This window comes from Haloarchaeobius salinus, from assembly GCF_024464185.1.
Taxonomy (GTDB): Archaea; Halobacteriota; Halobacteria; order Halobacteriales; family Natrialbaceae; genus Haloarchaeobius; species Haloarchaeobius salinus.
Map to the genome: position 1 here is coordinate 914,499 of NZ_JANHAU010000001.1, position 12,800 is coordinate 927,298.

Here is a 12,800-nt window from a genome sequence, read left to right on the forward strand (position 1 = left end):
GCGGGGATACGTTCAGTCCACTTCTCCCGATAACAACAGGTATGAACCGGGAGCACGTAGCTCCCGTGTCCATGAACCAGTTCATGGCAGCATCACCATCACACGCCTCCCACAGGGGGCAGATCATCAATGGAGGATACATCCAAATATCTCATTCATGCGACGGTAACGGCCGACGGGGTGGTCGAGCGAAGTGACGTCGTCGGGGCCATCTTCGGCCAGACCGAGGGGCTCCTCGGCGACGAGCTCGACCTCAGGGAGCTACAGCAGTCCTCGAAGGTCGGACGCATCGACGTCGAGATCGAGAGCGACGCGGGCCGCTCGCACGGGAGCGTCACCATCGCCACGAGCCTCGACAAGGTAGCGACGGCGACGCTCGCGGCCGCGCTGGAGTCGCTGACCCGCGTCGGCCCGTGCAAGGCGACGCTGGAGGTCGAGGACATCGAGGACGTCCGGGCGGCCAAGCGCCGCCGGGTCGTCGAGCGCGCGAAGGAGCTGCTCGCGACCGCCTTCGACGACTCGATGATGAGCTCCGAGGAGATACTCCGGGAGGTCCGCGAACACGCTCGCGTCGCCGACATCTCCGAGTACGAGGGCCTGCCCGCGGGCCCCCGGGTCGAGGAGAGCGACGCCATCGTCGTCGTCGAGGGGCGCGCCGACGTGCTCCAGCTGCTGAAGTACGGCATCAAGAACGTCATCGCCGTCGAGGGGACGGACGTGCCCGACGCGGTCGCGACGCTCACGCAGGACAAGACCGTCACCGCGTTCCTCGACGGGGACCGGGGCGGTGACCTCATCCTGAAGGAACTCTCGCAGGTCGGCGAGGTGGACTACGTCGCCTTCGCGCCCGAGGGCAAGTCCGTCGAGGACCTGCTCCACCACGAGGTGTTCGAGGCGCTGCGCGAGAAGGTGCCGTTCTCGGTCGTCTCCGAGACCAGCGCACCCCACGAGGCGGTCGGGACCCGCGAGGCGGTCTCGCTGTCGACCGCGGAGAGCGACGGCGGCGCGACCGACCGGTCCGAGCCGGCCACCGCCGGCGGCGCTGCCGGGGCGGCCGCCGAGTCGACACCGGCGGGGGCCGAGTCGGCGGTCGTCGAGGCCGCGGCCGATGCCATCGAGTCGACGCCCGACCCGGCGGCCACGGACTCCGCCGACCCGGAGGGTACGGCATCGCCCGACTCGCCCGCGGAGGCGGCAGCGTACGAGACCGAGCCGGCGGAGTCGGAGCCGGCCGACGGGCCCGCACAACCAGACACCCTCCGGGGGCACGTCGAGGCGGTCGTCGCCACCGGTACCGGACAGGTCAGGCTGCTCGACGACGAGTTCGCGGCCATCGCCGAAGGACCGGCGAGCGAGGGGTTCGACCTCGTCCGCGAGGCCGAGACAGTCCCGCACGCGGTCGTGCTCGACGGCGAGCTGAGCCAGCGCGTGCTCGACGTGGCGGCCCAGCGCGGCGTCGACCACGTCGTCGCCGCGTCGCTCGGCGAGTTCGTGAAGCGGCCGACCGGCACCAGGATCCGGACCGCGGAGCGGCTCCTCGGCGGCAGCTAGAGCTGCAGCCGGTATCGGACGGCGTCGCCGGCCTCTTCCTCGCTCCCGTAGTAGCCCACGAGCCTCTCGCCTGCCTCGAAGCCGAGCTCCTCGTACAGCGCCCGCGCCGACGTGTTCTCGGCCGCGACGACCAGCTCCGCGGCCCGACAGTCCTCGCGTCGCAGCCGGGCGAGCACGGCGAGGAGCAGCCGACGGCCGCGTCCCTCGCGCCGATGCGCCGGGGCGACGACCAGCTCGGCGACGTGGGCGACGTCGCCGGTGAACGAGTGGCTGTAGCCGACTGGGACGCCGTCGGCCGTCGAGACGAGCGTCACGCCGGGCGGGAGGTCCTCGAACAGCTCCGGTACCGGCGCGTCGAGGAGGCCCTGGAGCGCCCGGAGCGCCGGCAGGTCCGCCCGTGTCGCCTCGCGGACCGCCATCGTCACGGGAACGCCGCGCCGCCGGCCACGAACGCGACGAGCACCGCGACGAGGGCCCCGGCGAGGGTCGCGAAGAAGTTCACGCCCTGGTTGCCGAGGAAGTCGCCCTCCAGCGTGGCTCCGAGCAGGCTGTCGACGGTCATGCCGCCGACGCCGGCGACGAACACGACGCCCGCGCCGGTCGTGGTGACCGTCGCCGAGGCGTCGACGGCCGGGAAGACGAGGAACGCGATGGTGGCGACGACGGCCGCGCCGACGAAGCCGGCGAGCTCGCCCTGCCAGGTCACCGCGCCGTCGGTGCCGGGCTCGACGGGCTGGAGCGTCGTGATGAGTCGCGGCGAGTCGAACACCGCGCCGATCTCGCTGGAGAGGGTGTCGCTGAGTGCGGTGGCGATGGAGCCCGTGAACGCGAACAGGAAGATGGTGCCGTCGACGCGCAGCAGCGCCACGCCTGGTTCGGCGGCGGCGAAGCCCAGCACGGCGACGATGGCGACGGCGGCGTTGCCGAGGACGTTCCCGGTGCCCCGCGCCCCCTCGTTGTCCTCGGCGATGCCACGGGCTTCCTTCGTGTCGTAGCGGTACTTCGTCGAGAGTGCGCCGATGGCGAAGAAGGAGATGAGGACCGCGAACCAGCCGACGCCGCCGAGGACGATGGTGAGGATGGAGAGCAGGACGCCCGTCAGCATCCCCTCGACGGAGGCGGTCTGGAGCGCGAAGGAGAGGTAGCCGAGGACGAGTGTGACGCCGACCGCGGCCGCGATCTCCTCCGTGTGGACCGCCGGTGCGAGCTCGAACAGCAGCCAGAGCAGCAGGCCGACGGAGAACAGCACCAGCGGGTCGTCGCGCTCGAACAGTGCGGCGCGCAGCAGTGCACCGAGGAACGCGCCGCTGACGGCCAGGAACACGACCTTCGGGAGCGTCCCCGCGATGGGCTGGTCGAGCAGCGTGCGGGCCACCAGCTGGCCCGTGATGCCCGCCGCGACACCGCCGGCGACGAAGCCGGTGCTGACGTGGAACGGGTACGGGTAGCGGGTCTTGACCAGTTCGGAGACGAGGTTCCCGTAGACGAGCAGGAGGACGGAGCCGACGAACACGTCGACCTGGAGCGGCGGAATCCGACCGGTTCCGACGAGGTCGGTCACCGTCAGCAGTCCGAGGCCGACGACCGCGAGCCCGAAGCCGATGAGGCCGAACAGGCGGCGTTCCTTGCGGTCGCCGGGGCGGGCGAACAGTTCGAAGAGGGGGCCGTCCGTCACGACGGCGGCACCGACGAGCACGGCTGCGGCGACCGTCATCGCCGCCTCCGGCCCGACCGCTGGGAGGAGCAGCACCAGCGAGCCGACCGCCGCGAATGCACCCGCACGTCGAACTGGGGAAGTCACGCGGGCGCTTCTTTTCCCGGGGGTTACTTACCGTTTCCGAACGCCCGCCTTGTGACCTGCTCCGATGAACCGCCACAGACTCTATACCGCTCGAACGTCTCCTCCGAAGGGGATGGTCTCTCCGCCGGACACGTCCGTGCTCCTCGACTACACGCAGGCGAAACTCGCCATCGTCGACGAGGAGGGGACGATAACGTACGTCAACGCCGCCGCAGAGCGGATCATGGGGTGCGAGCCGGAGGCGCTCGTCGGGACCAACGCGTTCGCCTACGTCCACCCCGAGGACCGCGAGCGTGTGACGGCTGCGTTCGCGGCCGTCGTCGCGGACGACCCCGACGCGGCGTCGGTCATCGAGTACCGGTACCGGACGGCGGACGACGACTGGGTCTGGCTGCAGAGCCGCCTCACCGAGATCGCGGAGGCCGACGTGGACGGCTACGTCGTCAGCTCCTACGACGTGACCGACCGGGTGGCCGCACAGCGGGAGCGGGAGACGACGGAGACCCGTCTGCAGGAGATCGCCGCCAAGACGAGCGACGTGCTGTGGATGTTCAGCGCGGACTGGTCGGAGTGCCTCTTCGTCAACCCCGCCTACGAGGAGGTCTACGGCCCGTCCATCGAGGCGCTGTACGACGATCCACGGAGCTTCCTCGACGCGGTCCATCCGGACGACACCGCGGTCGTCGAAGCGGAGATGCGCCGGCTCTCGAACGGGGAGCCCGCGGACATGGAGTACCGGGTGAATCCCGACACCGAGTACCGCCGCTGGGTGTGGGTGCAGGCCGAGCCGATCGTCGTCGATGGCGAGGTCGAACGCATCGTCGGCTTCAGTCGCGACGTGACGGACCGACGCCGGCGCGAACAGCAGCTCGTGGTGATGGACAAGCTCCTCCGGCACAACATCCGGAACGACATGAACGTCGTCATCGGTGAGGCCGAGCACATCGAGGCGGACGGTCCGCCCGAGATGGCCGGCCGGACGCGGGTGATCCGCGACACCGCCGCACAGCTCATCATGACCGCGGAGAAGCAGCGGGAGATCATCGAGCTCCTCACGAGCCCCGGAACCCCGGAGGCGGTCGACCTCTCGAGTGCCGTCACGCGGGTCGGTCGAGCGATGCGGGAGCGGTATCCGGGGGCCGACATCGAGGTCGATGTCCCCGAGACGGCATCGGCGTTCGCACTCACCAACATCGAGAGCGCCATCGGCGAACTCGCCGAGAACGCCATCGTCCACGCGAGCGAGGAGACGCCGATGCTCCGGCTCGTCTGTCGGACGACCGCGGAGACCGTCACCGTCGAGGTCGTCGACGACTGCGAGCCGATCCCGGAGTACGAGTACCGCGTCATCACGGGCGACCACGAGATGGACGACCTCTACCACAGCAGCGGGGTCGGGCTCTGGCTCGTCTACTGGCTCGTCGAGCTCTCCGACGGCGACATCGAGTTCGAGACGCCGCCGTCGGCGGGCAACCGCGTCAGGCTCACGTTCGACCGCGCGGCCGACTGAGCCGCCACGACGAGTCGACAGCTTCAGGCCCCGCCGTGTGAAACGGGGTGGCGTGGGACTGTACGACCGCTACCTCGCGTACCGCATCCGTCGGGACGAGGCGGAGCCGCCGGCACACGTCGCGCTGGTCATCACCGAGCGCGACCTGCTGGAACAGGGTGCGTACGGGACGCTCTCGCGGTTCTTCGAGCTCGCCTTCGAGGTGGGGGCCGACCGCATCACGGTCTACGTCAGCGTCCTCGACGAGGCGGCCGCGCCGACGCTCGCCCGGCAGTTCGACGACCTCGACGCGCCCCGCCCGGTCGCGGTTCGAGGCCCGGACGACGACGAGCGAGCCGACGCCCCCATCCAGGTGAGCATCGGCCTCGGCGGGAAACACGAGTTCACCGCGGCCGTCCAGGGCGTCGCGAAGGAGGTCTCGCGCGGCGAGCTCGAGCCCGACGCGGTCGACGAGGACGAGATCGAGCGCCGGCTCGTGTTCCCCGCCGAGCCCGACCTGGTCATCAAGACCGGGGCCGAACGGCTCTCGGACTTCATGATCTGGCAGTCCGTCTACTCGGAGCTCTACTTCACGGACCTCAACTGGCGGGACTTCCGCGACCGGGACTTCTACCGGGCCATCCGGGAGTACCAGAACCGCCAGCGCAGGTTCGGACGGTAGCCGGGAGTCACCCCGAACCGCCGTCGCCCGGCGACGGGGACCGTCGAGCCACCGGATGTTCAGAGTCGGAAAACGAGAGTGTGTTTTAGGGCGGTCCGCCTCCTCGGGTCGACCGTGACGCGATTCGCCCTCCAGACGGTCGCGATAGCGCTGCTGGTCACCGTCGCGCTGGGGGTGGCCGCCGGCTCGCTGGGCGGGCTCTCGGCCGACCTCGCTCCCGACGGGGACGGGGTCAGGACGCCCGAGGACCCGGAGAACGGGAGCTCGGCACCCTCGAGCGCGGCGACCGGCGGGGAGACCATCGGGCAGGAGACGTACCTCCGACTGCTCGCCGCGCTGCTCGCGACCGCGCTGGTCTGCTGCTACGTGCTGTTCCCCGGCTACCGAAGGGTGGTCGTCCTCACGGCAGGTGCGGCTGTCGTCGGGACGGCCGGCTACCTGCTGTACCGACCGAGTGCGACCGTCTCGGTGCCCGCGTTCGCGACGAGCGACACGCTCGGGGTCGCGGGCGTCGGCCTGCTGCTCGGACTGTTCCTCGCCGGTGCAGGGGTGCTCTGGCGGTTCGACGTGCTGGCCTCCGCGCCCGAGCCATCGGGCGACGGGGCGGCGGGACGCCCTGATGACGACCACGACCGCATGACGGCACGCCATCCGGCCAGCGTCCCCGCCACCGACCCGGTCCGACGTGCCTGGCAGCGGATGGTCGCCGACCTGCAGCCGCCGTCACCGGGCGCCCGAACGCCGGACGAGTTCGCCGAGAGGGCGAAGGCCGACGGTCGCGACCCGGACGCCGTCGACCGGCTGACGCGGCTGTTCCAGGCGGTGCGCTACGGCCGCCGCCGGTCCGACGAGCACGCCGACGAGGCCCGACGGCTCGCCGACCGGGTCGCAGGTGCAGACGCTCCGGACCCGCCCGACGCTCGCGACGCTCCCGACGAGGTGGACCGATGAGTCGGCTTCCGGACCCACGACGACTCCTGCTCGCGGTCGGGCTCGCGCTCGTCGGCGCGGGACTGCTCGGGACCGTCGTGCCCGGTCTGGTCGTCGACGACGCCGTCGCCCTGGTCGTCCTCGTCGCGGGGAGCCTCGTGGCGGTCGCGCTGGCGGTCGTCTACAGCCGGCAGGACGCGGCACGGTCGGTCGACCGGCCGACCGCCCCGGACCGGACCGGGCCACGCGTCCCCGGACGGGACGCCGACGACCTGCTCGCCGGCGTGACCGCGGCGGGCCGCGTCCGCGGTGACGACGACCGGGGGGCCGTGTACGAGCGACTCACCGCCGTCGCGGTCGACACCCTCGTCGCCCGCTACGACTGCACACCGGACGAGGCACGCCGACGGCTGGCGGCCGGCTCGTGGACCGAGGACCCCGTCGCCGCCGCGCTGTTCGTCGAGGGCGTCGACCCCGAGTGGACGGCACGGGACCGGCTCCGGACGCTCTGGACCGGCGAGCCGCCGCTGCGTCGGCGCGCCCGGCACGCGCTCGCCGAGCTCGCGGCGCTCGCGGGAGGTGAGCGATGAGCTGGCACCGGACGGCGACGGACCGCTGGCGCTGGCTCGTCCCCGTCGCGCTGGTGCTCGCACCCGTCGGCGTCGTCTCGTCGAACCCGGCGGTCGTGCTCTGTGCGGTCGTCTGCGTCGGCGTCGCGGCGTTCGCTCGCGCATCGCCGGGGCCGCTCCCGACCCTCGCCTGCGAGCGTCGGTTCGAGGAGCGCGACGACGGCACCGTCGCGGTCTCGCTCCGGGTCGCGAACGACGGCGACGCACCCCTTTCGGACGTGCGCGTCGTCGACGGGGTCCCGGCGGACTGCACCGTGGTCGACGGGACGCCGGAGCTGGCGTGCTCGCTGCCGGCCGGGGGCTCCCGGACGCTGCGCTACCGGGTCGAGTTGCCCGAATCAACCCGCCGGTTCGAGAAGCCGTTCGTCGTGCTGGCGGACCGGGCCGGTCGCGTCGAACTCGATTCGCGGGTCGACGCCGGTGCGGACCGACTCGGGAGCTCGCGGCCCCTGCCGGACGCTGAACCCGTGGCGCTCCGGCCGCCGAGGGGTGGTCCACCGGGGCCGCTGACCAGCACCGAGTCCGGCGAGGGCCTCGCGTTCCACTCGGTCCGCGAGTACCGCCGCGGCGACCCGCTCGCCCGGGTCGACTGGTCGCGCCTCGCCCGGACCGGCGACCTCTCGACGGTGACGTTCCGGGCGGAGCGCGCCCCGACCGTGGTGCTGGTCGTCGACGCCCGGTCGGACGCGTACGTGGCGCGAGCGGCCGACGCGACACCGGCACGGGACCACGCGGTCGACGCCGCCCGGACGCTCGTCACCGGACTGGCGGACGCGCAGGTCGGGCTCGCGGTGCTCGGGTCGGGCGTGTCGTGGACGCCGCCGGGGTCCGGACGGAGCCATCGCGCGAAGCTCCGGCGCGAACTCGACACCGACCCCGCACTGGTCGCGCCGCCGGAGGATCCGGACCCCGACCTCGGATCGGTGGCGTCGACGCTCCGGACGCGCGCACCGGCCGACGCGCAGGTCTGCCTGCTGACGCCGCTCTGTGACGACGAGGTGGCGACGCTGGCCCGGCGGCTCGACGCGGGCGGGACGCCCGTCTCCGTCGTGAGCCCGGACCCGACGACGACGGACGGCCCCGGCAACCAGCTCGCCCACCTGGAGCGCGTCGCACGGGTCCGCGAGCTGCGGCGGGCCGGGATTCCCGTGCTCGACTGGACCGAGGGCGACGCCCGCGAGGCGTTCGCACGGACGGGGTGGTCGCGATGACGGAGCGAGAATGGACCGTGCTCGCCTCCGGGGGGACGCCCGCGGTCCTCGTCGCACTCCTCGCCGCCCTCGCCGCGACGTTCGTCGCCGCCGTGACGGTCCCCGGCACCGTCGTCGCGGTCGCCGGGACCGCCGCACTCGGGGCCGGCACCGTCCACGACGGCCGCCGGACGCGGCTCGCCGGGGCCGCGCTGCTGGTCGGTGCGGTCGCATACGGCGCGTACGGCGGTCTCCCGATTCCGGCCGTCCTCGGCGGCACCGTCGCCGCGCTGGTCGCCGCCGACGGCGCGGAACGGGCGGTCGCCCTCGACGCGCAGGTGTCCGATGCCGCGACGGCGGGGCTGGTCCTCCGGCGGACGGGCACCACGCTCCTCGCCGGGGCGGTCGTAGCGGGACTCGGCTACGGTGCCTACCGCGTCGGCTCCGGGGAGGCTCCGGCGGCCGCGGCCGCGTTGCTGCTCGTCGGGGCACTGCTGTCGGCGGCCGCACTCAGGTAGTCAGTCCGCCGTCGTCGTCTCCTCGGCGACCCGGGAGGCCTCGTCGTGCTCGCTGCCCGAGAGCGAGTCGCGGAACTTCCGGACGACGCTGGTCGCCTCGGCGAGCTCCGTGGTGCCGAACGCCTTCACGAGCGCGAGCGCCCGGCGGGCACGGGTGCGCCGCCAGGACTGCTCGCGGTTCTCGTAGGTCCGGATGGCCCGGAGGAAGTCCACCTTCGAGAACTCCGGCCAGTACGGCGCACAGAAGAAGACGGCGGCCTCGTTCCCGTTGGCGTGCCACGGCAGGAAGTTCGAGGTGCGCTCGGCCCCGCCGGTCCGGATGATGAGGTCCACGTCCCGAACCGACTGGCCGTAGAGCCGGTCCTCGACGGTCCCGACGTCGACGTCCTCGGCGGCGAGTTCGCCCTCGTCCACGGCACGGGCGATCTCCCGGGCGGCGGTGAGCAGTTCGTTCCGGCCGCCGTAGGCCAGCGCGATGTTGAGCACGAACTCGTCGTAGCCCCGGGTCTGCTCCTCGGCGTGGCGGACGGCCGACCGGACCCGCTCTGGGAGCATCTCGGCGTCACCGATGACGCGGATGGCGACCTCGTGCTCGTGGATCTGGTCGTGGTCCGCGAAGTCCCGCAGCTTCTCCGCCATCAGGTCGAACAGCGGGTCGAGCTCCTCCTGTGGCCGCTCGAAGTTCTCCGTCGAGAACGTGTACAGCGTCAGCTCCTCGACGCCCACGTCGCGGCACCACTGCAGGATCTCCTCGCTGGTCTTCGCGCCCGCCTTGTGCCCGTCGGGGGCGTCGTCGCCGCGCTGTCGGGCGTACCGGCGGTTCCCGTCCTGGATGACGGCGACGTGGGTCGGCGAGCCCGATATCTCCCGCTTCAACAGCTGCTCGTACGTCGACCGCCACCGCTGCCGGACCCACGCTCGCATCACCGGTTCTTCGACGGAGCGGCTAATGGGTCTTGTGTTGTCGAACTGGTGGATCGTCCGCGTGCCGAGCGAGCACGCCACACACCTTTTTATTCGATGCCGTCGTGATTCCACGTGGAATGGCAACAGGTACTGTCGATTTCTTCAAGGAATCGGGTGGTTACGGCTTCATCGCGACGGAGGACCACGACGAGGACGTGTTCTTCCACATGGAGGACGTCGGCGGCGACGACCTGGAGGAGGGCCAGGAGGTCGAGTTCGAGATCGTCGACACCGACGACGGGCCGCGGGCGCAGAACCTCACGCGACTGTAGGCCGTCACTCCCACAGGCGAGCGGCTTCCGGGCGGACGGCGTGCCGTCTTTCCCGTGTCACACCCATATTTTCCGCACGGCCAGCGGCGCGGCCGGACCGTGAGCGATTTGAGTGGGCGGGACGACGGGTCGAGCAATGAGCGACACCGTCGACGACGATCTCGTGAAACGGACGAAGGCGCTGCTCGAACCCGGCGACATCGACCTCAACGGCGTCATCGTCCACACGGACTACTCGGGCCAGGAGGACCTCGAGATGATGCAGGCGACGCTCGACGCGGGCGACATCATCGCCGAGCACGCGGGCCACGACCCGAAGGACGTCTACGTCCACTCCGGCAACGACGACCCCGACTTCTCCTCGAACCAGCATCAGGGGCTCACCATCGACGGCGAGGAGTTCGTCTGGGAGTGCCAGCAGCTCCTCCGACAGGGGAGCTTCGACGTTGTCATCTACTACGAGGCGGCCGCCGACCACGAGGCCATCGTCGCGGGCATCGAGGACCTCGGCTACGACGTGACGGGCGTCCGCGGCGACTGACGAGACGGCCGGGACGGACGGCTGGTCGTCTGTTCCAGCGGGGCGCCGGCCCCCACGTATTTGTCTCGTGACAGCGAGATGCCATTCATGCCGAAACGCACGGGGGCATCACACGCGGTCGCCGCGTTCGTGATGATGGTCGGTGGAACGTACCTGAAGGACTTCCTGAAGCGCTACGTCGACGCGGGCGACCTCGCAACGGTGGTCGCGGACGCGGCGGGGACCGTCGCCGCCCATCCGGACATCGACGCGACGGCCGAGACGGTGACGCTGGTCCTGTCGGCGGCCGTCGTCGCCGGCCTCGCGTTCGTCTGGGGCTACGCGTACCACCGGACGGTGCTGTGAGGAGCGCGGCCACGCAGTCGTCGCGGGAGTCTCAGTCGCGGTCGAGTCTCTTCCTGAATATCGTGTTCGCCGCGAAGCCGCCGAGTCGGTCGCGAGCGTCGACCCGGACCGACGGCCGGTACTCGTCGAAGCCGACGTAGCAGAACCGGGTGCCGTCCTCGCTCCGCTCGTCGACGAGGTCGACGCGGCTGGCGTGGTCGGCGGGCAACTCGTCCCCGGCGACCTGCACCAGAATCAGCGACGGCTCGTAGCCGCAGGCGCGGTAGAACCCCTCGACGTTGTCGGCCGAGGCGACGCTGACCACGTCGGCGTGCACCCGTGCTCCCTCCTCGAACGCGCTCAGCAGTTCCCGCCCGAGGCCGTTCCCCTCGTGGCCGTTCCTGACGCCGATGGCCGCGAGGACGGCGGCGTCGTCGTCGACCTCCGGGCCGTTCGCGTAGCCCGATGCGGCCCCGAGGAGGGTGCCGTCACCGGAGCCGGCCCGCCCGCCGTCGGCCTCGGCGAGCACGAACAGTTCCGGGACGCGCTCGAACCGCTCGCGGAACGTCTCCCGGGACACGTCGTGGCCGACGAACTCGCGCTCGAAGGTGCGCATCGCGTCGAGGTCGGCCACGGTCGCGGTTCTGATGGTCGCCATCGTCCTCGTCTCTCGGGAGGCCGGCAAGTGCGTTGTGGTGGTGTGTGAGCCGGTCCGGGGACGCGAACGCGGAGAGCGCGTCGTTTTTACGCCCACGAACCCCAGACGGGGTATGGGACGGGCCGTGGAGTACGAGCTGGACAGAACCGACCGCGCCGTCGTCAACGCCTTCCAGGGAGGGTTCCCGGTGGTCCGCCGACCGTTCGAACCGGCGGCGGCCGCACTCCGGGACCGAGGCGTCCAGGTGAGCGCCGACGAGCTGGTCGAGCGCGTCCGGACGCTCGACGACGAGGGGGTCCTGAGCCGGTTCGGGCCGCTCGTCAACGCACAGGAGATCGGCGGTACCGCGACGCTCGTCGCGATGCACGCCCCCGAGGACCGGTTCGACGAGGTCGCCGAGCAGGTCAACGCGCACCGCGAGGTCGCACACAACTACGAGCGAGAGCATCCCCACCTCAACATGTGGTTCGTGCTCTCGGTCGCCGACGGCGAGGACGAGACCGCTGCGGAGCGCGTCGAGTCCGTCCTCGCGGAGATCGAGGCGGAGACGGGACAGGAGACGTACAACCTGCCGAAACAGCAGGAGTTCCGCGTCGAGGCGAAGTTCTACCTCGACGGCCCCGTCGCGGACGGCGACCTCGACCTCACCGGGCTCGGGCCGAGCGTCGAGCCCTCCGGTCGGAAGACGCTGACGCCCCGCGAGCGCGACCTCGTCCTCGAGATACAGGACGGGTTCCCCGTGACGGCGACGCCGTACCTCGATGTCGCGGAGACGCTCGACGAGGACGTGGACTGGGTCGTCGAGACGGTCCGCCGGTTCGAGCGCGAGGGAAAGATACGGCGCATCGGCGTCATCCCGAACCACTACGCGCTCGGCTACACGGAGAACGGGATGACCGTCTGGAACGTGCCCGACGACGTGGTCGACGAGGTCGGCCCCGTCGTCGCCGGTCTCGACTTCGTCACGCACTGCTACGAGCGCCCCCGCCACGATGGGGTCTGGCCGTACAACTTCTTCGCGATGACCCACGGCCGCTCGGAGGCGGAGAGCCAGCAGCGCATCGAGCAGGTCCGCGAGAAGATGGCGGAGTACTGGGACGTCGACGACGAGGACTGGGATTCGCTGTTCTCGACGCGCATCCTGAAGAAAACGGGTATCCGGCTCGCGGAGCGGGCGGACGCGAACACGGACGTCGAAGTGGAGGCCCAGTGACGGCTACTGCGGCAACGACCGCCGTGGGTCCCCACC

The 12,800-nt window shown here is 71.4% G+C and carries 15 protein-coding genes; 11 read left to right on the forward strand and 4 right to left on the reverse strand.

The features are described from left to right. Positions 1 to 129 precede the first annotated feature (129 nt). On the forward strand, positions 130 to 1,551 hold the full coding sequence (gene dnaG / locus NO345_RS04630; RefSeq protein WP_256296936.1) for a DNA primase DnaG: 1,422 nt from the start codon (positions 130 to 132) through the stop codon (positions 1,549 to 1,551). Here the strand turns inward: dnaG and NO345_RS04635 are convergent. Both NO345_RS04635 and NO345_RS04640 read right to left on the reverse strand, forming a co-directional pair. Beyond that, the gene (locus tag NO345_RS04635; RefSeq protein ID WP_256296938.1) at positions 1,548 to 1,970 is read right to left on the reverse strand and encodes a GNAT family N-acetyltransferase; all 423 of its coding nucleotides are present in this window, start codon (positions 1,968 to 1,970) and stop codon (positions 1,548 to 1,550) included. The two genes, dnaG and NO345_RS04635, sit on opposite strands and share 4 nt — an antisense overlap. A gap of 2 nt (positions 1,971 to 1,972) precedes the next feature. Beyond that, the gene (locus NO345_RS04640; protein ID WP_256296940.1) at positions 1,973 to 3,352 is read right to left on the reverse strand and encodes a DUF92 domain-containing protein; all 1,380 of its coding nucleotides are present in this window, start codon (positions 3,350 to 3,352) and stop codon (positions 1,973 to 1,975) included. A gap of 112 nt (positions 3,353 to 3,464) precedes the next feature. On the opposite strand from NO345_RS04640, the gene NO345_RS04645 reads away from it, so the two are divergent. From NO345_RS04645 to NO345_RS04670, 6 genes are all read left to right on the forward strand, one after another. Continuing rightward, entirely contained in the window at positions 3,465 to 4,862 is a 1,398-nt protein-coding gene (locus NO345_RS04645; RefSeq protein ID WP_256296942.1) for a PAS domain-containing sensor histidine kinase, read from the forward strand. Positions 4,863 to 4,914: 52 nt separating this feature from the next. Beyond that, a complete protein-coding gene (locus tag NO345_RS04650; protein ID WP_256296943.1) occupies positions 4,915 to 5,523 on the forward strand; it encodes an undecaprenyl diphosphate synthase family protein in 609 nt (202 codons plus the stop codon). Between the two features lie 114 nt (positions 5,524 to 5,637). Next, positions 5,638 to 6,474: a DUF4129 domain-containing protein gene (locus NO345_RS19765; RefSeq protein ID WP_256296944.1), complete on the forward strand. Its 837-nt coding sequence runs from the start codon at positions 5,638 to 5,640 to the stop codon at positions 6,472 to 6,474. After that, a complete protein-coding gene (locus NO345_RS04660; protein ID WP_256296945.1) occupies positions 6,471 to 7,043 on the forward strand; it encodes a DUF7269 family protein in 573 nt (190 codons plus the stop codon). Before NO345_RS19765 ends, NO345_RS04660 begins: the two co-directional genes overlap by 4 nt. Beyond that, on the forward strand, positions 7,040 to 8,293 hold the full coding sequence (locus NO345_RS04665; protein ID WP_256296946.1) for a DUF58 domain-containing protein: 1,254 nt from the start codon (positions 7,040 to 7,042) through the stop codon (positions 8,291 to 8,293). The genes NO345_RS04660 and NO345_RS04665 overlap by 4 nt, the downstream gene beginning before the upstream one ends. After that, a complete protein-coding gene (locus tag NO345_RS04670) occupies positions 8,290 to 8,790 on the forward strand; it encodes a DUF7519 family protein (RefSeq protein WP_256296947.1) in 501 nt (166 codons plus the stop codon). Before NO345_RS04665 ends, NO345_RS04670 begins: the two co-directional genes overlap by 4 nt. Here NO345_RS04670 and uppS read toward each other — a convergent pair whose 3' ends face one another. Then, entirely contained in the window at positions 8,791 to 9,714 is a 924-nt protein-coding gene (gene uppS / locus NO345_RS04675; RefSeq protein ID WP_256296948.1) for a polyprenyl diphosphate synthase, read from the reverse strand. A gap of 119 nt (positions 9,715 to 9,833) precedes the next feature. Between uppS and NO345_RS04680 the strand changes: the two genes are divergently transcribed. From NO345_RS04680 to NO345_RS04690, 3 genes are all read left to right on the forward strand, one after another. Further along, a complete protein-coding gene (locus NO345_RS04680; protein ID WP_256296949.1) occupies positions 9,834 to 10,028 on the forward strand; it encodes a cold-shock protein in 195 nt (64 codons plus the stop codon). Between the two features lie 136 nt (positions 10,029 to 10,164). After that, positions 10,165 to 10,569 carry a DUF5778 family protein gene (locus NO345_RS04685; RefSeq protein WP_256296950.1) on the forward strand — a complete coding sequence of 135 codons (405 nt, stop codon included), beginning with the start codon at positions 10,165 to 10,167 and terminating at the stop codon, positions 10,567 to 10,569. An 87-nt stretch (positions 10,570 to 10,656) separates the two neighbouring features. Continuing rightward, entirely contained in the window at positions 10,657 to 10,914 is a 258-nt protein-coding gene (locus NO345_RS04690; protein WP_256296951.1) for a hypothetical protein, read from the forward strand. Positions 10,915 to 10,945: 31 nt separating this feature from the next. Here the strand turns inward: NO345_RS04690 and NO345_RS04695 are convergent, their stop codons facing one another. Further along, positions 10,946 to 11,551 carry a GNAT family N-acetyltransferase gene (locus NO345_RS04695; RefSeq protein ID WP_256296952.1) on the reverse strand — a complete coding sequence of 202 codons (606 nt, stop codon included), beginning with the start codon at positions 11,549 to 11,551 and terminating at the stop codon, positions 10,946 to 10,948. 112 nt (positions 11,552 to 11,663) lie between these two features. Here NO345_RS04695 and ahbB point away from each other — a divergent pair, with 112 nt between their 5' ends. After that, positions 11,664 to 12,764 carry a siroheme decarboxylase subunit beta gene (ahbB, locus tag NO345_RS04700; RefSeq protein WP_256296954.1) on the forward strand — a complete coding sequence of 367 codons (1,101 nt, stop codon included), beginning with the start codon at positions 11,664 to 11,666 and terminating at the stop codon, positions 12,762 to 12,764. Positions 12,765 to 12,800: the final 36 nt, after the last annotated feature.

What these genes read in the sequence shown, in the direction of transcription:
- NO345_RS04680 (WP_256296949.1), top strand. Translation starts at nt 9,834, where the DNA reads ATGGCAACAGGTACTGTCGATTTCTTCAAGGAATCGGGTGGTTACGGC.
- NO345_RS04665 (WP_256296946.1), top strand. Translation starts at nt 7,040, where the DNA reads ATGAGCTGGCACCGGACGGCGACGGACCGCTGGCGCTGGCTCGTCCCC.
- NO345_RS04690 (WP_256296951.1), top strand. Translation starts at nt 10,657, where the DNA reads ATGCCGAAACGCACGGGGGCATCACACGCGGTCGCCGCGTTCGTGATG.
- dnaG (WP_256296936.1), top strand. Translation starts at nt 130, where the DNA reads ATGGAGGATACATCCAAATATCTCATTCATGCGACGGTAACGGCCGAC.
- NO345_RS04645 (WP_256296942.1), top strand. Translation starts at nt 3,465, where the DNA reads ATGGTCTCTCCGCCGGACACGTCCGTGCTCCTCGACTACACGCAGGCG.
- NO345_RS04660 (WP_256296945.1), top strand. Translation starts at nt 6,471, where the DNA reads ATGAGTCGGCTTCCGGACCCACGACGACTCCTGCTCGCGGTCGGGCTC.
- NO345_RS04670 (WP_256296947.1), top strand. Translation starts at nt 8,290, where the DNA reads ATGACGGAGCGAGAATGGACCGTGCTCGCCTCCGGGGGGACGCCCGCG.
- NO345_RS04635 (WP_256296938.1), bottom strand. Translation starts at nt 1,970, where the DNA reads ATGGCGGTCCGCGAGGCGACACGGGCGGACCTGCCGGCGCTCCGGGCG.
- NO345_RS04695 (WP_256296952.1), bottom strand. Translation starts at nt 11,551, where the DNA reads ATGGCGACCATCAGAACCGCGACCGTGGCCGACCTCGACGCGATGCGC.
- NO345_RS04685 (WP_256296950.1), top strand. Translation starts at nt 10,165, where the DNA reads ATGAGCGACACCGTCGACGACGATCTCGTGAAACGGACGAAGGCGCTG.
- ahbB (WP_256296954.1), top strand. Translation starts at nt 11,664, where the DNA reads ATGGGACGGGCCGTGGAGTACGAGCTGGACAGAACCGACCGCGCCGTC.
- uppS (WP_256296948.1), bottom strand. Translation starts at nt 9,714, where the DNA reads ATGCGAGCGTGGGTCCGGCAGCGGTGGCGGTCGACGTACGAGCAGCTG.